This is a genomic window from Citrobacter sp. Cpo037 (assembly GCF_030332945.1).
Taxonomy (GTDB): domain Bacteria; phylum Pseudomonadota; class Gammaproteobacteria; order Enterobacterales; family Enterobacteriaceae; genus Citrobacter; species Citrobacter portucalensis.
In genome coordinates this window covers 32,667-51,810 of sequence record NZ_JAOWGW010000081.1, presented here as the reverse complement: position 1 = coordinate 51,810, position 19,144 = coordinate 32,667, and the positions used below count along the sequence as shown (strand labels likewise).

The following is a 19,144-nucleotide window of genomic DNA, read 5'->3' as shown; positions in this document are numbered from 1 at the left end:
GCCATGACGAAAACACTTCACCGCGTTGCCGTGATCGGCGGCGGAACAATGGGTGCAGGCATTGCCGAGGTGGCTGCCAGCGCCGGGCATCCGGTCCTGCTGTATGACATTTCCGCTGAGGCGATTACTCGCGCCATTGAGGGTATTCGCCAGCGACTCGACGTTCGTGTTGGTCGTGGAAAAATTAGTGCGGAACAGGCCAGTGAGCTGCTGGCACGAATCGTACCCGCGACTGAACTGAATCAGCTTGCCGATGCACAACTGGTGATTGAAGCCGCTTCCGAGCGGCTGGAAATTAAAAAAGCGCTGTTCAGTCAGTTGGCGGAGATCTGTTTGCCGTCAACGCTGCTGACCAGTAATACCTCGTCGATCTCAATTACCGCAATTGCGGCGGGAGTGAAGCATCCGGAACGTGTGGCGGGGCTGCACTTCTTTAACCCGGCACCGGTGATGAAACTGGTGGAAGTGGTGAGCGGCCTTGCCACCTCAACTGAGGTAGTCGAGCTGCTTTGCCAGTGCGTAATCGCCTGGGGCAAGCAGCCGGTGCGCTGCCGCTCAACGCCGGGTTTTATCGTCAACCGCGTGGCGCGTCCGTACTACGCTGAAGCCTGGCGCGCGCTGGAAGAACAGGTTGCGTCAGCGGAAGTGATTGATGCGGCGCTGCGTGACGGCGGCGGCTTCCCGATGGGACCGCTGGCGCTGACCGACTTGATTGGTCAGGACGTCAATTTTGCCGTGACCTGTTCGGTGTTTAACGCCTTCTGGCAGGACCGCCGTTTTCTACCGTCTTTGCTGCAACAGGAGCTCGCTCTGGCGGGGCGTCTGGGCAAGAAGAGCGGCCACGGCGTCTATTGCTGGCCTGCTGAAGTATCGCCTGAACTGGCTGTTGCAGCGGTAGCGCCTGAAAATGCAGCAAAAAATATCAAGCGTGACGTTGTCACTGAACTGGATGATGTGCTGCTCCTTGAAACAACCGGTGAAACCGCGCTGGCCTTAAGCGTGCAGCACCAGCGCCCGGTGGTGGTGTATGACCATGCTGTGGGCGACACCGTCGTGCTGGCAAGCGCATCAACCAACCCGGCTTCAGCCACCGACAAAGCGGTGTACTACTTCCAGCAGCAGGGCAAAAAAGTGCTGCGTATTGCCGACTACCCAGGGCTGCTGGTATGGCGCACGGTAGCGATGCTGGCGAACGAAGCGCTGGATGCGCTGCAAAAAGGAGTCGCCAGCGCCGAGGATATCGATATCGCCATGCGCTTGGGGGTTAACTACCCGCACGGGCCGCTGGCCTGGGGCGACTCGCTCGGCTGGGGACGTGTGCTGCGTCTGCTGGAAAACCTACAACAGCACTATGGCGAAGAACGCTATCGCCCGAGTGCGCTGCTGCGCCAGAAAGTGCTGATGGAGATGCGTCATGAGTAATGAAGCCTGGCGCAACGCCCGCGCCATGTATGTGAAAGACACCTGCGCGCAGGCGCTGGGGATTGAAATTATTGAGATGGACGACGGTTATTCGCAGATGACCATGACCGTGTCGCCGTCGCAGCTGAATGGCCATCAGACCTGTCACGGCGGGCAACTGTTTTCGCTGGCGGATACTGCCTTTGCTTACGCCTGCAACAGTCAGGGACTGGCAGCAGTAGCCTCAGCAGCGAGTATCGACTTTCTGCGTCCGGCCTTTGCAGGTGACAAACTGACCGCCACCGCGCGGGTTAAGCAGCAAGGCAAACTCACTGGCGTTTACGACATTGAAATTGTCAATCAGCAACACAAAACCGTGGCTCTGTTTCGCGGCAAATCTCACCGCATCGGTGGCACGATTACAGGAGAAGTCTAATGCGTGACGCATTTATTTGTGACGGTATTCGTACCCCGATTGGTCGCTACGGCGGGGCGCTGGCAGGCGTGCGTGCCGACGATCTGGCGGCCATCCCGTTGCGTGAATTACTCAACCGCAACCCACGCCTGGATCCCAGCGCTATTGACGATGTGATCTTCGGTTGCGCCAACCAGGCGGGCGAGGATAACCGCAACGTGGCGCATATGGCGACCCTGCTGGCGGATTATCCGCACAGCGTTGCCGGCACGACCATCAACCGTCTGTGCGGCTCCGGGCTTGATGCGATCGGCTTCGCTGCTCGCACGATCAAAGCCGGTGATGCCGATCTGCTGATCGCCGGTGGTGTTGAGTCAATGTCACGCGCGCCGTTTGTAATGGGCAAAGCGACCGCGCCGTTTCAGCGTCAGGCAGAGATGTTTGATACCACCATTGGCTGGCGTTTTGTGAACCCGCTCATGCAGCAACAATTCGGAACTGACAGCATGCCCGAAACGGCGGAGAATGTAGCTGAATTGTTAAATATAAGCCGAGAGGACCAGGACGCCTTTGCGTATCGCAGCCAGCAGCGCACGGCGAAAGCCCAGTGTGACGGCATTCTGGCGCAGGAAATTGTGCCGGTACAAATCATTGGCAAGAAAGGGGCAGTTAGCGCAGTACGTGAAGATGAACATCCGCGTGCAGAAACCACGCTGGAGCAACTCGCACAACTGAAAACACCGTTTCGTAAGAACGGCGTGGTCACCGCAGGCAATGCCTCTGGGGTGAACGACGGCGCGGCAGCAATGATCGTAGCCAGCGAGCAACACATAAAGGCCCAGGGACTAACGCCGCGTGCACGCATTGTCGCCATGGCGACCGCGGGCGTTGAACCGAAGTACATGGGTCTTGGGCCAGTTCCTGCGGTACGAAAAGTGCTGGAGCGCGCCGGGCTGAATATCAACGATATGGATGTGATTGAGCTGAATGAAGCCTTTGCCGCCCAGGCGTTGGGTGTGATGAGACAGCTTGGACTGGCAGATGACGCAGAACACGTGAATCCCAATGGGGGGGCTATCGCTTTAGGTCACCCGCTGGGGATGAGCGGTGTGCGGTTAGCGCTGGCCGCAACGCTGGAGCTGGAACGACGCAATGGACGTTATGCGCTGTGTACGATGTGTATTGGCGTGGGTCAGGGCATTGCCATGATCCTTGAGCGAGTGTGAGCTAATTGACCTGCGAGTGCCCTACAAAATGACAACGACAACAACAAAATTAGATCCGATTGAAACCGCATCGCGTGACGAATTACAGGCTTTGCAAACCGAGCGCCTGAAATGGACGTTAAAACACGCCTATGAAAATGTCCCGATGTACCGCCGTAAGTTCGACGCGGCGGGGGTTCACCCGGATGATTTCCGTGAGCTGAGCGATCTGAGCAAGTTTCCCTGCACCACCAAGCAGGACCTGCGTGACAACTATCCCTTCGACACCTTCGCGGTACCGATGGAGCAGGTGGTGCGTATCCATGCATCATCCGGCACCACGGGTAAACCGACTGTGGTGGGCTATACGCAAAATGATATTGATACCTGGGCTAATATCGTCGCCCGCTCGCTGCGTGCCGCAGGCGGTACCGCGAAAGATAAAATCCACGTCGCTTATGGCTATGGCCTTTTCACCGGCGGCCTGGGCGCGCACTACGGCGCGGAGCGCTTAGGGGCAACGGTTATCCCAATGTCCGGCGGGCAGACTGAAAAGCAGGCGCAGCTGATTCGCGATTTCAAACCTGACATGATTATGGTCACGCCATCCTACTGTCTGAACCTGATTGAAGAGCTGGAGCGCCAGATGGGCGGTGACGCGCGGGGTTGTTCACTGCGTACCGGTGTATTTGGCGCAGAGCCGTGGACCACGGGGATGCGCGCGGAGATCGAACGTCGCCTCGGTATTACGGCGCTGGATATTTATGGCCTCTCGGAAGTGATGGGGCCGGGCGTGGCGATGGAGTGCATCGAAACGGGTGATGGTCCGACAATATGGGAGGATCATTTCTTCCCGGAAGTGGTCAATCCGGATGACGGTACGCCACTGGCCGACGGCGAGCACGGCGAACTGCTGTTCACCACGCTGACGAAAGAAGCGCTACCGGTCATTCGTTATCGTACCCGCGACCTGACGCGCCTGCTGCCGGGTACCGCGCGCACGATGCGTCGTATGGATCGCATTAGCGGGCGCAGCGACGATATGCTGATTATTCGCGGCGTCAACGTCTTCCCATCGCAGGTGGAAGAAGAGATCCTCAAGATTGAGCATCTGGCTCCGCATTACCAGTTGGAAGTGGATCGCCGAGGGCATCTTGATTCGCTTTCGGTACGCGTGGAGCTTAAAGAGAGTAGCCTGGTGCTAAGCCATGAGCAGCGCTGCCAGATTTGCCATCATTTGCGTCATCGTATTAAGTCGATGGTCGGTATTTCAACGGACGTAAGCATTGTTAACTGCGGCAGCATCCCGCGCTCTGAAGGTAAGGCGTGCCGGGTGTTCGACCTGCGCAAAGTTGCCGCCAACGGTTAACCCTGTAGGCCTGATAAGCGTAGCGCCATCAGGCAGAACAGTGCAACGCTGCCGGATGGCGGCGTTGCCTTATCCAGCCTACAAACTCCTGGCGTTTCGCTGCTTTATTCCTGTGCTATGATTCAAAAAGGACAAAAATAACAACACTATGAATCATATGGAAAAACTCGATAATTTTATTCAGCAGGCGGTCACCGCGATGCCGGTCAGCGGCACCTCGCTTATCGCCTCGCTTTACGGGGACTGTTTATCGCAACGCGGTGGAGAAGTCTGGCTCGGTAGCGTTGCCGCGCTGCTGGAAGGGCTTGGCTTCGGTGAACGTTTTGTACGTACCGCACTGTTTCGCCTTAATAAAGAAGAATGGCTGGACGTAGTACGTATCGGCCGCCGCAGTTTCTACCGCCTGAGTGATAAAGGGCTACGCTTGACGCGCCGCGCCGAGAGCAAAATCTATCGTGCCAGCGCCCCTGAGTGGGACGGTACCTGGCTGCTGCTGCTGTCGGAGGGGCTGGAGAAAAATACCCTGGCCGAAGTTAAAAAGCAGCTGTTATGGCAAGGTTTTGGCGTACTGGCGCCGAGTCTGCTGGCGTCGCCATCGCAAAAGCTGGCGGACGTACAGTCGCTGCTCCATGAGGCTGGGGTGGCGGAAAATGTCATCGTTTTTGAGGCGCATTCGCCGTTGGCACTCTCCCGCGCTGCGCTGCGTGAGCGGGTAGAAGGGTGCTGGCACTTAACCGAACAAAATGCCATGTACGAGGCGTTTATCACGCTGTTCCGTCCGTTGTTACCGCTACTGCGTGACGCCGGGCCGGACGAACTTACGCCAGAGCGCTGCTTCCAGATCCGCCTGTTGCTCATTCACTTCTATCGTCGGGTTGTGCTCAAAGATCCGCTGCTGCCGGAAGAATTGCTGCCTGCTCACTGGCTGGGTCAGACGGCGCGTCAGCTGTGCATTAATATTTATCAACGTGTTGCGCCCGGCGCCCAGGTTTTCGTCAGCGAAAAAGGCGAGAGTTCGGTGGGGGAACTGCCCGCGCCGGGGCCGCTCTATTATCAACGTTTCGGCGGATTAGCCGAGGTGTAACAGGAGAAGCCATGCCGATTTACCAGATTGACCGGATGATCCCGGTAGTTCCTGCAGAAAGCTATGTTCACCCAACCGCAGTGCTGATTGGCGATGTCATTCTCGGCAAAGGTGTTTATGTTGGTCCCAACGCCAGCCTGCGCGGAGATTTTGGGCGTATCGTGGTTAAAGATGGGGCGAATATCCAGGATAACTGCGTGATGCACGGATTTCCCGGCCAGGATACGGTGGTGGAAGAGGACGGACATATCGGCCACGGGGCGATTCTGCACGGCTGTGTGATTGGGCGGAACGCGCTGGTCGGCATGAGTGCGGTGATTATCGATGGCGCGACCATCGGTGAAAACAGTATCGTTGGTGCCTCGGCGTTTGTGAAAGCGCGCGCTGAGATGCCTGCCAACCATCTGATTGTCGGTAGCCCGGCGAAAGCGATTCGCATGTTAACTGAGCAGGAACTGGTGTGGAAAAAACAGGGCACTCGCGAGTATCAGGTGCTGGTGGAGCGCTGTCAGCAGACGCTTGCAGAAGTGGAGCCGCTGACTGCGGTAGAACCCGACAGAAAGCGGCTGGAGTTTGATGAGAATTTGCAACCTAAGTCAGCGAGTTAGCGATTCTACGCAATACCCGATGTCAGAACTGATAGCTGGCGGTGATGCTGACGTTGCGCGGCTCACCATAAACGATAGAACCGTCGATATTCGTGTCGTAGGTTTTATCGAACAGGTTATTAAGGTTACCCTGCACTGAGAAGTTTTTTGTTACCTGGTAGCGGGTGAACAAATCTACCAGGGCGTAGCTTCCCTGTTCCGCGCGGAATGTGCCATAAGGCGTGACCGTATCGCTGTAAACACGATTCTGCCAGTTAACTCCACCGCCGACGGTCAGTTCCGGCATGGCTGGCAGGCGATAACGAGTAAACAGTTTGACCGTGGTCCGCGGCAGGTTTGGGTTTACTGCATTGCCTTCGTTGTCTTCTGCAACATAGCGTGTCGCACCAAACGTCATCTGCCAGTTATCAGTGATCGCACCGTTAATCTCGAATTCAACCCCTTTGCTGACCGTGCCATCCATCGCTTTAAAGGCCGTGTCGCCATTGCTACCGGCGATTGGCACGCCGGTTGATTGCGCTACGTTGTCCTGTTCAATGCGGAACACCGCGAGCGTGGTGGTTAAACGGCTGTTCATCCAGTCGGACTTCAGACCAAGCTCATAGTTGTTGCCGGTGATCGGAGAGAGATATTTACCGGAGCTGTCGCGCTTGTTCTGCGGCTGGAAGATTGAGGTATAGCTGGCGTAGGTAGACCAGTTATCGTCAATGTCATATACCAGACCCGCATACGGCGTGGTGTGGTTTTGCTCCATGCTGTAGGTCAGGGTGTCGATACGCCAGTTGGTGTAACGTGCGCCGACAATCAAATGCAGTGGGTCAGCCAGCGAAATACGCGTTGCGGCGTACAGCGATTTCATGTGCGTGGTATCGTCCTGAGCCAATGACTGCGGGTTCCAGTTGGTTTCCGGGAAGTTACCATCGTAGGTATAGAAGCTGCCGATTTCGTTGGGGAAAACGTTCGCCCACGAGCTTTCATAACGGTTATTCTGTTTACTGTAGCTGCCGCCCAGCATCAGATTATGCTGACGACCAAACAGATCGTAACCGCCGTCGGCAAATAGATCGACAGCATCCACTTTACGTTTGCCGCTGTTCCAGCCGGTTCCTCCGACGTAGTCATATCCCGGACCATAGTTGCCATATGGGCCAATCAGCGTGCCGTCGGCCTTATTAACATAGGCATCGACGTACATCATTTTACTGTCGAACTTGACCTCGGAGTGGGTGGCGTTCATGGTCGCCTGCCAGGTATCGGCAAAACGTTGTTTGATGGTGACAAACACTTTGTTGAAGTCTTTATCGTTGTAAGCCCAGTCCGGCGCAGTGCTGCGCGAACGGTCATAGCTGTTTTTACTGCCATCGGTATTCCAGCGCGGCAATCCACCCCAGGTTGGGCTGTTGATATCAATGCGCTGATATTCATAGCCCGCAGACAGGCTGGTGGTGTCACCCAAATCGGCATCGACAATCCCGGAGAAGAACATTTTTTCGCTATTGTAGCGATCAAGCCAGGAGTCGTTATTCTGGTAACCCGCCACGATGCGGCCGCGCACGTTGCCGTCTGCCGTAAGCGGGCTTTGCAGATCGGTCACATAGCGTTGTTTATTCCAGCTGCCATATTCCGCTGAAACATTACCGGTGAACTCGCGGCTGGTGGCATGCTTACGGATCATGTTAATGGAGGCTGAAGGGTTACCCGTCCCGGTCATTAGCCCGTTTGCGCCACGGACCACTTCGACACGCTCAAAAAGGGCGGTGTCAGAAAGGGCGTCACCGAGATTCCAGCGGGATTCAAAATAGGTCGGGATCCCATCGACCATATAGTTATCAATCTGAAATCCGCGCGAGTAATAGCTGCTGCGATCTGAATCTGCCTGGCTTTTGCTTATCCCCAACGTGTTGTCCATCACATCGCCCAGCGTTTGCAATTGCTGATCTTCCATGCGTTGCTGGCTGACAATGCTGACCGATTGCGGAATATCGCGCTGTGTCATCTGCATTTTTGTGCCAGCGGTGGTCGATTTAACGCTGTAATCCTGCTCCTCACCGGATGCGGATGGAGCAGAACCCTCCACGATCACTGTCTCTTCTGCAGGGGCTGCGAGGCTGGTGGAAGGTAAAAGGGCTAGCGTGATGCATGCTGCCAGCAAAGAAGGGGCAAGCCCCGGTTGGCGTTGAATATTCCCGTTGAGTGTTGTGAAAGACATCGAAAAGCCCTTGATAATTATTAATATTAAGTTCGAATCACCGGTAGTTGTGATGAACCCTTTGGTTGTAAATTATTAAATGCGCATGTAAATACAAATGCGAAATATACGCATTAGCAGTCAATGTGTAAACAGATGCTACGACATAAATGAAATATTGTTTCAGTACTATGCTTGAGCAATAGCGCAGGGAAATGGTTATAAGAGCAGCACTAACTGAGGTTTTCGCTTAAAAAATCGAGGGTTAAAGTTGAAAGAGCGTGAGTAACTCGCTCATACTCTATACTCGCAGAGTTACCCGGCGTAGCATGGCAAAACGCCTGGGCTGTTAATGAAAAAGGAAAACGTCGTGGCAGAAGAAACTATATTCAGCAAAATTATTCGTCGTGAGATTCCGTCAGATATCGTATACCAGGATGAACTGGTCACTGCGTTTCGTGATATTTCCCCTCAGGCACCAACGCATATCCTGATCATTCCTAACATTCTGATCCCAACTGTCAACGATGTGACGGCGGAACATGAACAGGCATTGGGCCGCATGATCACCGTTGCGGCGAAAATTGCTGAGCAGGAAGGCATTGCTGCAGATGGGTACCGTTTAATTATGAACACCAACCGCCACGGGGGGCAGGAGGTGTACCACATTCATATGCACCTGCTGGGTGGACGTGCGCTTGGCCCAATGCTCGCGCATAAAGGTCTGTAAGTATGACCAGAGGATGCATTGCGCTTTCAATGGGCTTGCTGTTGCTGGCGGGTTGTCGAACACATCCTGAAATTCCGGTAAGTGATGAACAGTCGCTGGTGATGGAATCAACGATTCTGGCGGCGGGTATAACAGCAGAACAGCCCACGTTAACCACGTCTGATATTCAGGCCTCGGCATCCTCTCGACTCTATAACGAAAGACAAGAACCCGTTACCGTTCATTATCGGTTTTACTGGTATGACGCCAGAGGGCTGGAAATGCACCCTCTGGAAGCGCCACGCAGTGTGACTGTTCCGGCTCATTCGTCGGTGACGCTGTATGGCAGCGCCAATTATCTGGGGGCGCACAAGGTTAGACTTTATCTTTATTTGTAAGGGGTGAATCTTGATGAACAAAATGAATCGCTACGCACTGATTGCCGCGCTGGCGATGTTTCTCTCTGGCTGTGTGGTGCAACGTGAGCCCGCGCCGGTAGAGGAAGTCAAGCCGGTGCCGGAACAGCCTGCGCAGCCGCAACAGCCGGTTCCGGTTGTGCCAACGGTGCCAACCATACCGCAACAGCCGGGTCCGATTGAGCACGAGGACCAAACGGCGCAGCCGACGCCACGTCAACGTCATTATGACTGGAATGGGGCGATGCAGCCGATGGTCGGCAAAATGCTGCAGGCCGACGGCGTCAAAGCGGGCGGCGTTCTGCTGGTTGATAGCGTGAATAACCGTACCAACGGCTCGTTGAACGCGGGGGAAGCCACCGAGACCTTGCGTAACGCGCTGGCGAATAACGGTAAGTTTACGCTGATTTCTGCCCAACAACTGGCTGTCGCCAAGCAGCTGTTAGGTCTGTCGCCAAACGATAGCCTGGGAACACGCAGTAAAGCGATTGGTATCGCCCGTAACGTTGGTGCGCAGTATGTGCTTTATTCCAGCGCATCTGGCAACGTCAATTCGCCTGCGCTGCAAATGCAATTAATGCTGGTACAAACTGGCGAGATAATCTGGTCAGGTAAAGGTGCCGTTCAGCAACAATAACAAACTCACGCGCGGCGAAGTGTTGTCGCGCTATTTCCCGCAGTATCATCCCGTCGCAGCCAGCCAAACCGGTCTGAGCGGCGGGAGCTGCATCATTGAACACCGTTCCCACCGGCTGGTGCTGCGCTGCCATCACGACCCTGACGCGCCGGAATCTCATTTCTTACGCCAATATCATGCGCTAAAACACCTGCCAGAAAGCCTTGCGCCACGTCCTCACTTTTATACGCGTGGGTGGATGGCAGTCGAGTTTTTTCACGGTAAGGTAGAATCCAGATTACCGGACGCCGACGAACTCGCAGGCTTACTGTATCATCTGCACCAGCAACCCCGATTGGGCTGGCGAATTAGCCTGCTTCCGCTACTTGAACAGTACTGGCAGTGTGGCGATCCGGCGCGTCGTACACCATGCTGGCTGCGCGCGCTGAAGCGGCTAAGGAAACGAGGTGAGCCCCGACCTTTGCGCCTGGGGCCGCTGCATATGGATGTTCACGGTGACAACATCGTACGTACAGCCTCAGGGCTGCGGCTGATTGACTGGGAATACGCCGGAGACGGTGATATTGCCCTGGAGCTGGCGGCAGTATGGGTTAGCGATGAATCCCAGCACCAACAGTTGGTTAGCACCTACGCCCAACGAGCGCACATTGAGCCAGACGTTTTGTGGCGACAGGTCAGACAATGGCAACCCTGGATAATGATGCTGAAGGCGGGGTGGTTTGAGTATCGCTGGCGGCAAACCGGCGATCGACAATTTATCAGGCTGGCCGATGAAACCTGGCGGCAGCTAACAATGAAAGGATAAGGAGAGCAGTGTGGGCCCAGTAATGTTGGATGTCGAAGGGTATGAGCTGGACGCTGAAGAGCGTGAGATTCTGGCACATCCGCTGGTAGGTGGGTTGATCCTCTTTACCCGAAATTATCATGACCCGGAACAGCTGCGTGAATTAGTGCGCCAGATCCGGGCTGCGTCACGTAACCATCTGGTGGTGGCGGTAGATCAGGAAGGCGGACGCGTACAGCGTTTTCGTGAAGGCTTTACCCGCCTGCCTGCGGCTCAATCCTTTGCTGCGTTGCACGGTCTGGAAGAGGGCGGCAAACTGGCTCAGGACGCTGGATGGTTGATGGCCAGCGAAATGATCGCGATGGACATTGATATCAGCTTTGCACCGGTACTGGATGTGGGCCATATCAGCGCGGCAATCGGCGAGCGTTCTTATCATGCCGATCCGCTAAAAGCGCTGGCGATGGCGACCCGCTTCATTGACGGGATGCATGCTGCTGGCATGAAAACGACCGGTAAACATTTCCCAGGACATGGGGCGGTGACGGCGGATTCACACAAAGAAACCCCAACCGATCCACGCCCAGAAGCCGAGATTCGTGCGAAAGATATGTCCGTGTTCCAGACGTTGATTACGGAAAACAAACTGGATGCCATTATGCCTGCGCACGTCATCTACAGTGATGTAGATCCGCGTCCGGCGAGTGGTTCACCTCACTGGCTGAAAACGGTGCTGCGCCAGGAGCTTGGCTTCGATGGTGTCATTTTCTCCGACGATTTGTCGATGGAAGGGGCGGCGATTATGGGAAGCTATGCGGAGCGTGGACAGGCATCGCTGGATGCAGGTTGCGATATGATCCTGGTCTGCAATAATCGTAAGGGAGCGGTCAGTGTGTTAGATAATCTGTCGCCGATCAATGCAGAACGTGTTACACGTTTGTATCATAAAGGTTCATTTTCACGTCAGGAACTGATGGACTCGGCACGCTGGAAGACGGTAAGCGCTCAACTTAACCAACTTCATGAGCGCTGGCAGGAAGAGAAAGCAGGTCATTAACGCAAGTTTGGCGAGGATGCGATGATTATCTATTTACACGGTTTTGACTCTAACAGCCCGGGCAACCATGAGAAGGTGTTGCAGCTGCAATTCATCGACCCGGATGTCAGGCTGATTAGCTACAGTACGCGGCATCCTAAACATGATATGCAGCATCTGCTGAAAGAAGTGGACAAAATGCTGCAGCTGAATGTGGATGACCGTCCGCTGATTTGTGGTGTGGGGCTCGGGGGATATTGGGCTGAACGGATTGGTTTCCTGTGTGATATTCGTCAGGTAGTGTTTAATCCCAACCTGTTCCCGTATGAGAACATGGAAGGCAAAATCGACAGACCTGAGGAGTATGCAGACATCGCAACAAAATGCGTGACCAATTTCCGTGAGAAGAATCGCGATCGCTGCCTAGTGATCCTGTCACGTCATGATGAAGCGCTTAACAGTCAGCGTTCGTCGGAAGAGCTGCATCATTTTTACGAGATAGTCTGGGACGAAGAGCAGACGCATAAGTTTAAGAATATCTCTCCGCATTTGCAGCGCATCAAAGCTTTCAAGACGTTAGGTTAATTCTTATTGAGCGTTTAAAAAAACAGCCTCCAGGCTAATGCTCGTCAGTTACGAACGTATGGTGAACATGTGATCCCGGCTCAGGGTTCCGTTCACCTCAGCGGTGTCATTTCTCTGAAGCGCAGATACCTGTGAACGTGCAAGGGAGGCTCACCGCCGCCTCCCTTGCAACCCAGGCTCCCGGCGGGAAAATCGTCGCTGCGCGATTATTCGCCCCATCCCTGGGGCTTACCCCTTCGGGGCCAGCGCAAGCGCTGTTCAAAATTGCTCCCGGCAATTTTGTTATTCGTCTTATGCCGTCTGCCTGTCGGGTCGGGGTCGAGCCTGCGTCCATGCAGGCCGTCCCCTCTGTCCGCATCCCTGCGGACAGACCCGGTCAGCCGTCAATGCCTCATCGATTTTCAGCCGGACCGGGGTCATCGCTTCAACGCACTGACTTCCAGTTAAATCTTTTTTGCTGTTTAAACAAAAAACGCAGATGGTCAGGTGTGGGCTGGTCCGGCTGAAAATTGCCGACGTGTTTCCGTAAGGCCGGGAGAGCCAGCATGGATGCTGGCTCAGGGCGCGCTTTGCAAGGACGCTTCCTCGCGCCCGGCCCGGTAGCCTGGAGGAATAAGCGGAGGGTATTGCGCAGCAACAATTTTCCTGCCGGGAGCCGGGATTGTAAAGGGCGTGGCGGAGAACGCCCTTTACACGTTCACAGGAATCGGTGCTTAAGAGAAATGATGAGCATGAGGTGAACGGAACTCTTTCTCCGAGATAGCATGTTTTTTACCTCGGGCAGCACAGCTTGAAGCTTTCTGAAACTGAGGCGCTAACTGACTGGCATTACAGCCATCGGGCTGTTTTTTTGTTCTTAAAGTTCCGGTTGTCTATCTTTTCAGCATCAAAACTTGATACACATCAATTTTGGTATGACCAATGCACCGTTCGTGTTATTCTCACTCTCGAAGAACATTTTCATTACCGTAACTTGTTGTTAATTAAAGGCTATGCTTATAACCTTTAATTAACAATTGGTTAATAAATTTGAGGGGGTCACGTTGACTACACCATTGAAAAGGATCGTGATTGTCGGCGGTGGTGCTGGCGGACTGGAAATGGCGACGCAGCTGGGTAAAAAACTCGGGCGTAAGAAAAAGGCCAAAATCACACTGGTAGACAGAAACCACAGTCACTTGTGGAAACCGTTACTGCATGAAGTGGCGACGGGTTCACTGGACGAAGGTGTGGATGCGCTGAGTTATCTGGCTCATGCCCGTAACCATGGCTTCCAGTTCCAGTTAGGCTCGGTGGTGGATATCGATCGTGAAGCGAAGACCATTACTCTCGCTGAGCTGCGTGATGAGAAGGGTGAGCTGCTGGTTCCTGAGCGTAAAGTGCCGTATGACACGCTGGTGATGGCGTTGGGCAGTACGTCCAACGATTTCAACACCCCTGGCGTGAAAGAAAACTGCATTTTCCTCGATAACCCGCATCAGGCGCGTCGTTTCCACCAGGAGATGCTGAATCTGTTCCTGAAGTATTCCGCGAATCTGGGCGCTAACGGAAAAGTGAATATCGCCATTGTGGGTGGCGGTGCGACGGGGGTTGAACTCTCCGCTGAGCTACACAATGCGGTAAAACAGCTGCACAGCTATGGCTACAAAGGGCTGACCAACGACGCGCTGAACGTTACGCTGGTCGAAGCCGGTGAGCGTATTCTGCCTGCGTTGCCGCCGCGTATTTCCGGTGCTGCGCATAATGAGTTAACCAAATTGGGCGTACGCGTACTGACCCAGACGATGGTAACCAGCGCTGACGAAGGCGGACTGCACACCAAAGATGGCGAATACATTAAAGCCGATCTGATGGTGTGGGCGGCGGGTATCAAAGCGCCAGACTTTATGAAAGACATTGGCGGTCTGGAAACGAACCGTATTAACCAACTGGTGGTTGAGCCAACTCTGCAGAGCACGCGCGATCCTGACGTGTACGCGATTGGCGACTGCGCTTCCTGCGCCCGTCCGGAAGGCGGTTTTGTGCCTCCGCGCGCTCAGGCTGCACACCAGATGGCGACCTGTGCGATGAACAATATTCTGGCACAGATGAACGGCAAGCCGCTGAAAGCGTATCAGTACAAAGATCACGGCTCTCTGGTCTCGCTCTCTAACTTCTCTACCGTGGGTAGCCTGATGGGCAACCTGACCCGTGGTTCGATGATGGTGGAAGGGCGTATTGCGCGCTTTGTGTACATCTCATTGTACCGCATGCACCAGATTGCTTTGCACGGCTACTTCAAAACCGGCCTGATGATGCTGGTCGGCAGTATCAACCGGGTGATTCGCCCACGTCTGAAACTGCATTAATATCGACTTGTGGCGTCGGATGATTTTACGCATCCGGCGCCTTCCTTCAGAGTTGTCTGAATCATTCCGCTTTCGCTCCACCTCCCGCTATTTTCATCCGTAATCTGATTGGCATTCCTTACCTTCTGTTGCAAAGTTGTTGCTAATAGCAAAAAAGGAGGAAGTCCCGTGAATAAATCAATGTTGGCGGGTATAGGGATTGGCGTAGCTGCTGCGCTGGGTGTTGCAGCGGTGGCCAGTCTGAACGTTTTCGAGCGTGGCCCACAGTATGCGCAAGTTGTCTCTGCAACACCGATTAAAGAGTCAGTAAAAACACCACGTCAGGAGTGCCGGAACGTAACGGTCACGCACCGTAAGCCGGTACAAGATGAAAACCGTATCGCGGGTTCCGTGCTGGGCGCGGTTGCGGGTGGTGTTATTGGGCATCAGTTTGGTGGTGGACGTGGTAAAGATATTGCCACCGTGGCCGGTGCTTTAGGCGGCGGCTATGCAGGTAACCAGATTCAGGGTTCGATGCAGGAAAATGATACTTACACCACCACGCAGCAACGTTGTAAAACGGTGTATGACAAATCTGAAAAGATGCTGGGCTACGACGTGACGTACAAAATTGGCGATCAGCAGGGGAAAATCCGTATGGATAAGGACCCCGGTGCGCAAATTCCGTTGGATAACAACGGACAGTTGGTACTGAATAACAAAGCGTAAAATAGCATTATCCTGAACATTAGCCCCCCATTCGCTCAGGCTGGGGGGCTTTTCTTATCAGAAGGCTAAGGCGTAGTTCAGACCAAAAGTACGACCCCGGCCCTTGTATTCATACAGTGACGGGCTGCCGTAGGTTGGGCTGTACAGCAGTGGCGCACGTTGTCCCCACAGTGTGGTGTACTCTTCATTCAGCAGGTTTTCCACGCTGAAGGTCAGCTTACCCAACGGGAGCTGATAGCTGCCGATAAAGTCCATGGTGTTATAGCCATCGAGCTTGTTACCGCTGGCGTCGGTCAGATCAAATGTTTGCTGGCTCTGTACGCGCAAGGTCCACGGTTCTGGTGCCCAGCCGACCCACGCGGTTGCTTTGGACGGTGAGGCCAGCGTGACATCCCATTTTTGCCATTTACCGTTCTGCTTCACTTCCGATTTAATGACATTGAAGTTGCCGCCCAGACTCCAGTCCGTATCCGCAATGAAATAATCCACTGCACCTTCAAGGCCATAAATGCGGCGATCGTCGGGCTGAACGTTAATGGTCATATCGCTGCGGTTGATAACGATCGATTTATCCGAAGTCGAGTAGTAAGCGGCCAGTTGCGTGCGCAGACTATCGCCGGTGTAGCGCCACCCCAGTTCGTACGAGTTCACTTTAATCCCTTCCAGACGTGAATCCGCCACGTTGACGCTGCGCTGGAGCTGGTAATGATCGCCAACCAGCGAATAGGTACCGTTACCGTAATATTTCCCTGGGTCCGGAAGCTCCACGCCCTGAGAAAAGTTAAACCACGTTTGCTGACGGTCGGTCAGGTGGGCAAGGATACCGGCGTTGAACAGGAAATTATCATAATCGGTTTTGCCGCCTGGAATGGTATCGGCAGAGTTCGCAAGCCCGGTCGCGATTCCCTGCTGTTGAGCATAGCCAACGAAATCATCAACCCTGTTTTCGGTCCACTGATAGCGCACGCCGCCGCTGAGGGTAAAGATATCGTTAATGTCATAGCTGTTTTGCAGGAAAGGCGCGAAGTTGGTGATGCTGTAACCGGGGTAACGCCCGGTAGTATAAGCTGTACGGTTATCCATACCGCCGGAGGGTAGGGACCAGGCCAGATCGAAGAATTTCTGATTGGAGTCGAAGGTTTCGTGATCGGCATCGACACCCCACGTCAGCTCCCAGTTATCCATCAACTGGCTGTTGAGAGTAATTTTGGCACCAAACTGGTCTGTGTCCTGCTGTGATGCGGAGAAACTGGTGACCTTACCTTTGCTGAGCGTAGGGAAGGGGTAGAATTTCAGTGATTCATCACGGTAATAGATTTGGCTGACCAGGTTCTGGCCATAAAAATCTGCATCTGAATATTGCAGGCTAATAAGATGACGTTCGGTGCCGGGAATACGATCGGAATTCAGTCCGCTGCTGGTGTATGCTTTGCCGTTTCCGGTCACGGCGGACATGTTCTCGCCGAGATCCAGCCCGTAATCGTCATCCCCCTGACTCTTATAGTACTGAGTAACCAGTTGCAACTGACGGTTGTCGTCAAGTTCAATTGTCCCCGTGCCCATGATATCCAGACGATCGGAGTGCTGTAGCCCGGTTTGGGTGTTATCCAGCAGCAGGGCATCGTGATTACCGTCATACCAGCCGCCAAATCGTTGATACGCGACGGACATACGCCCGGAAGCGCGATCGGTTCCGCCACTCACCGCCGCGGCAACACGTTCATCATGATCGTTGCTATTGTTGAAACCGCTTTTGCTCCCCAGTTCGAGTTCTACTTCACGCTCCGGCTGGCCTTTTTTGGTGACAATGTTGATTAATCCGCCGGTACTGCCACCGCCATAAAGTGAGGTTGCGCCTGAAATGACTTCAATGTGCGCAATATTAAACGGGTCAATGGAGTCAAGTTGACGGCTGTCGGTTCGCGAGGAGTTCAGACGGACGCCGTCAATGAGCACGACAATGGCGCGACCACGCATGTTCATGCCGTAGTTTGTGCGTCCCTGGCTACTAACATCGATTCCTGGGATTAGCTGAGCAAGAACATCCTTGAACTCTTTTCCTCCCTGAACCTGTTGTTCAATCTCGCTTCCTTCAATAACCCAGGTCGTTTGCGCCATTTCTGCCACGGTGCGCTGGCTACGGTTGGCGCTGACGATGAGATTCTCTTCCTCAGCCGCAATGGCCGGAAGGGTTAAAGACAACAGGAGAGGATTGAGCACCCAGAGACGCTTATGCATTTGTATTCCTTTTAAAAAAGAGTCGATCTGTTTTTGTTATGACGGTAAAGAAACCGATGGTTACATTGTGAAACAGGCGTTAAAACAAATGCGAATATTGCTGATAATAATTGTCGTTATCAATACATTTTACAAAAAATGATCGGGTAAGATGATGAAAACAATGAAGAATGTAGGGGTAATGCGTGAAATTCTAACCGGGGGCTTTATCAGCTCCCGGGGTTGTGAGTACTGCGGGGGAATTACGGGAAAGGGTTAAGCTTTGACGAGTTCGGGCCACAGACGCAGCGTTGTGTGTGCGATCTGCATCAGTTTTTCAAACGTTGCACCTTCCCGGGCGCTGATCGACATACCTTGTAAAATACAGTTCAGGTATTCGGCCAGTTTTTGCACGTCGCAATGGGCTGGAATTTCGCCTCGTTGCTGGCGCTGGCGAAGAAACTGGGTAAGCGTCTGTTCCTGCATTGCATGGCGGGATTTCACCGTGTGCGCAATATCGCGGGAAGAGGCCGCCAGCGTCGCAGAAGTGTTAATCATGAAACATCCCGCCGGGGTGTCCTTGCTGGTAAAGCAGGTCGCTATGGCGGTGAAATAGTCTTCTAGTGCGGACTCAAGGCTTTTTTCTTCACAAAACAGTTGGGCTTCGTGTTTCGCCGCAAAGCGGGTGATGTAGCGGTCCAATACGGCACGGAACAACCCTTCTTTATTGGTGAACTCCGCATACAGCGTGGGCGCTTTTGCGCCGGTGGCTTCCACGAGATCGGCGAGTGATGTCGCTTCATATCCGTGCTGCCAGAAGAGTGTCATGGCCTTATCAAGCGCGGCTTCCCTGTCGAACACTTTTGGTCGGCCACGGCTTTTTTTTGCACAACCTGTCGTTTCAGTTGTCATGGCGCCGATGTACCTTTGTTGGGTTTATTGAATAACCATTATAAAAATATTCGACTGCACACTCCAGCGGATTCACGATAAAAATAATTTATAGCTATTAGCATGAAAAATAAGACCTTTATATTTTATATAACGATCATTATAAAAAATGTTGACGTGTGACCTGGGTCACATCTATGATTTACCTATCGATCGTTAAGTTAATATTTTCGACACCCATTCATCTGCTAAAGGTCACTATCATGAAAAACGTAAAAATACTGTTTGTCGCTGCTGTTCTTAGCTCACTGTCATTTGCAAGTTTTGCCGCTGTTGAAGTTCAGTCCACTCCTGCGGGTCAAGAGAAAGTCGGTACTATTTCTGCGAATGCGGGGACTAACTTAGGTTCTCTGGAAGATCAACTGGCGCAGAAAGCCGATGAGATGGGTGCGAAGTCTTTCCGTATTACTTCCGTTACCGGTCCTAACACTCTTCACGGAACTGCTGTTATCTACAAATAAGATTTAACCCATCGCAATGCCA

18 protein-coding genes are annotated in these 19,144 nt (G+C 53.6%); 15 read left to right on the top strand and 3 right to left on the bottom strand.

Annotated features, from left to right (window positions below):
* Positions 1-3 precede the first annotated feature (3 nt).
* From paaH to paaY, 6 genes are all read left to right on the top strand, one after another.
* On the top strand, positions 4-1,422 hold the full coding sequence (gene paaH, locus OGX94_RS22765) for a 3-hydroxyacyl-CoA dehydrogenase PaaH (protein ID WP_257661618.1): 1,419 nt from the start codon (positions 4-6) through the stop codon (positions 1,420-1,422).
* On the top strand, positions 1,415-1,837 hold the full coding sequence (gene paaI, locus OGX94_RS22760; RefSeq protein ID WP_003832239.1) for a hydroxyphenylacetyl-CoA thioesterase PaaI: 423 nt from the start codon (positions 1,415-1,417) through the stop codon (positions 1,835-1,837). Before paaH ends, paaI begins: the two co-directional genes overlap by 8 nt.
* Positions 1,837-3,042, top strand: coding sequence for a 3-oxoadipyl-CoA thiolase (gene pcaF / locus OGX94_RS22755; RefSeq protein ID WP_003832241.1), 1,206 nt, complete (start codon positions 1,837-1,839; stop codon positions 3,040-3,042). The genes paaI and pcaF overlap by 1 nt, the downstream gene beginning before the upstream one ends.
* A 28-nt stretch (positions 3,043-3,070) precedes the next feature.
* Positions 3,071-4,390 (top strand): phenylacetate--CoA ligase PaaK, encoded by a 1,320-nt coding sequence (gene paaK, locus OGX94_RS22750; protein WP_003832244.1) that lies wholly within the window; start codon positions 3,071-3,073, stop codon positions 4,388-4,390.
* Positions 4,391-4,547: 157 nt separating this feature from the next.
* Positions 4,548-5,474: a phenylacetic acid degradation operon negative regulatory protein PaaX gene (gene paaX / locus OGX94_RS22745; protein ID WP_003832246.1), complete on the top strand. Its 927-nt coding sequence runs from the start codon at positions 4,548-4,550 to the stop codon at positions 5,472-5,474.
* 11 nt (positions 5,475-5,485) lie between these two features.
* Positions 5,486-6,082 carry a phenylacetic acid degradation protein PaaY gene (gene paaY, locus OGX94_RS22740; protein ID WP_149335816.1) on the top strand — a complete coding sequence of 199 codons (597 nt, stop codon included), beginning with the start codon at positions 5,486-5,488 and terminating at the stop codon, positions 6,080-6,082.
* A gap of 22 nt (positions 6,083-6,104) precedes the next feature.
* Here paaY and fhuE read toward each other — a convergent pair whose 3' ends face one another.
* The gene (fhuE, locus tag OGX94_RS22735) at positions 6,105-8,291 is read right to left on the bottom strand and encodes a ferric-rhodotorulic acid/ferric-coprogen receptor FhuE (protein ID WP_218667497.1); all 2,187 of its coding nucleotides are present in this window, start codon (positions 8,289-8,291) and stop codon (positions 6,105-6,107) included.
* Between the two features lie 349 nt (positions 8,292-8,640).
* On the opposite strand from fhuE, the gene hinT reads away from it, so the two are divergent.
* From hinT to OGX94_RS22695, 8 genes are all read left to right on the top strand, one after another.
* Positions 8,641-9,000 carry a purine nucleoside phosphoramidase gene (gene hinT / locus OGX94_RS22730; RefSeq protein ID WP_003030826.1) on the top strand — a complete coding sequence of 120 codons (360 nt, stop codon included), beginning with the start codon at positions 8,641-8,643 and terminating at the stop codon, positions 8,998-9,000.
* A 2-nt stretch (positions 9,001-9,002) separates the two neighbouring features.
* Complete coding sequence (locus OGX94_RS22725) at positions 9,003-9,377, top strand: YcfL family putative periplasmic lipoprotein (protein WP_003832254.1); 375 nt, start codon at positions 9,003-9,005, stop codon at positions 9,375-9,377.
* Between the two features lie 13 nt (positions 9,378-9,390).
* Positions 9,391-10,032: a penicillin-binding protein activator LpoB gene (gene lpoB / locus OGX94_RS22720; protein ID WP_257661619.1), complete on the top strand. Its 642-nt coding sequence runs from the start codon at positions 9,391-9,393 to the stop codon at positions 10,030-10,032.
* A complete protein-coding gene (gene thiK, locus OGX94_RS22715) occupies positions 10,013-10,837 on the top strand; it encodes a thiamine kinase (protein WP_148362103.1) in 825 nt (274 codons plus the stop codon). Before lpoB ends, thiK begins: the two co-directional genes overlap by 20 nt.
* A gap of 10 nt (positions 10,838-10,847) precedes the next feature.
* The gene (gene nagZ / locus OGX94_RS22710) at positions 10,848-11,873 is read left to right on the top strand and encodes a beta-N-acetylhexosaminidase (RefSeq protein WP_032943019.1); all 1,026 of its coding nucleotides are present in this window, start codon (positions 10,848-10,850) and stop codon (positions 11,871-11,873) included.
* A 21-nt stretch (positions 11,874-11,894) separates the two neighbouring features.
* On the top strand, positions 11,895-12,437 hold the full coding sequence (ycfP, locus tag OGX94_RS22705; protein WP_003030817.1) for an alpha/beta hydrolase YcfP: 543 nt from the start codon (positions 11,895-11,897) through the stop codon (positions 12,435-12,437).
* A gap of 1,043 nt (positions 12,438-13,480) precedes the next feature.
* On the top strand, positions 13,481-14,785 hold the full coding sequence (ndh, locus tag OGX94_RS22700) for an NADH-quinone dehydrogenase (protein ID WP_003832263.1): 1,305 nt from the start codon (positions 13,481-13,483) through the stop codon (positions 14,783-14,785).
* A gap of 168 nt (positions 14,786-14,953) precedes the next feature.
* A complete protein-coding gene (locus OGX94_RS22695) occupies positions 14,954-15,493 on the top strand; it encodes a glycine zipper 2TM domain-containing protein (RefSeq protein WP_003030814.1) in 540 nt (179 codons plus the stop codon).
* A gap of 57 nt (positions 15,494-15,550) precedes the next feature.
* Here the strand turns inward: OGX94_RS22695 and OGX94_RS22690 are convergent, their stop codons facing one another.
* Together OGX94_RS22690 and comR are read right to left on the bottom strand one after the other, a co-directional pair.
* Positions 15,551-17,731, bottom strand: a complete 2,181-nt coding sequence (locus OGX94_RS22690) for a TonB-dependent siderophore receptor (RefSeq protein WP_257661620.1) — start codon at positions 17,729-17,731, stop codon at positions 15,551-15,553.
* 255 nt (positions 17,732-17,986) lie between these two features.
* Positions 17,987-18,622: a TetR family copper-responsive transcriptional repressor ComR gene (gene comR / locus OGX94_RS22685; protein WP_003832266.1), complete on the bottom strand. Its 636-nt coding sequence runs from the start codon at positions 18,620-18,622 to the stop codon at positions 17,987-17,989.
* 242 nt (positions 18,623-18,864) lie between these two features.
* On the opposite strand from comR, the gene bhsA reads away from it, so the two are divergent.
* Complete coding sequence (gene bhsA / locus OGX94_RS22680) at positions 18,865-19,122, top strand: multiple stress resistance protein BhsA (protein ID WP_149281589.1); 258 nt, start codon at positions 18,865-18,867, stop codon at positions 19,120-19,122.
* The last annotated feature ends 22 nt before the right edge of the window (positions 19,123-19,144 follow it).

Bases quoted from the DNA above. Each gene is read 5' to 3' on its own strand.
- OGX94_RS22690 (WP_257661620.1), bottom strand. From the start codon at position 17,731: ATGCATAAGCGTCTCTGGGTGCTCAATCCTCTCCTGTTGTCTTTAACC.
- OGX94_RS22725 (WP_003832254.1), top strand. From the start codon at position 9,003: ATGACCAGAGGATGCATTGCGCTTTCAATGGGCTTGCTGTTGCTGGCG.
- comR (WP_003832266.1), bottom strand. From the start codon at position 18,622: ATGACAACTGAAACGACAGGTTGTGCAAAAAAAAGCCGTGGCCGACCA.
- paaY (WP_149335816.1), top strand. From the start codon at position 5,486: ATGCCGATTTACCAGATTGACCGGATGATCCCGGTAGTTCCTGCAGAA.
- paaX (WP_003832246.1), top strand. From the start codon at position 4,548: ATGGAAAAACTCGATAATTTTATTCAGCAGGCGGTCACCGCGATGCCG.
- lpoB (WP_257661619.1), top strand. From the start codon at position 9,391: ATGAACAAAATGAATCGCTACGCACTGATTGCCGCGCTGGCGATGTTT.
- paaK (WP_003832244.1), top strand. From the start codon at position 3,071: ATGACAACGACAACAACAAAATTAGATCCGATTGAAACCGCATCGCGT.
- pcaF (WP_003832241.1), top strand. From the start codon at position 1,837: ATGCGTGACGCATTTATTTGTGACGGTATTCGTACCCCGATTGGTCGC.
- paaH (WP_257661618.1), top strand. From the start codon at position 4: ATGACGAAAACACTTCACCGCGTTGCCGTGATCGGCGGCGGAACAATG.
- ycfP (WP_003030817.1), top strand. From the start codon at position 11,895: ATGATTATCTATTTACACGGTTTTGACTCTAACAGCCCGGGCAACCAT.
- fhuE (WP_218667497.1), bottom strand. From the start codon at position 8,291: ATGTCTTTCACAACACTCAACGGGAATATTCAACGCCAACCGGGGCTT.
- paaI (WP_003832239.1), top strand. From the start codon at position 1,415: ATGAGTAATGAAGCCTGGCGCAACGCCCGCGCCATGTATGTGAAAGAC.
- bhsA (WP_149281589.1), top strand. From the start codon at position 18,865: ATGAAAAACGTAAAAATACTGTTTGTCGCTGCTGTTCTTAGCTCACTG.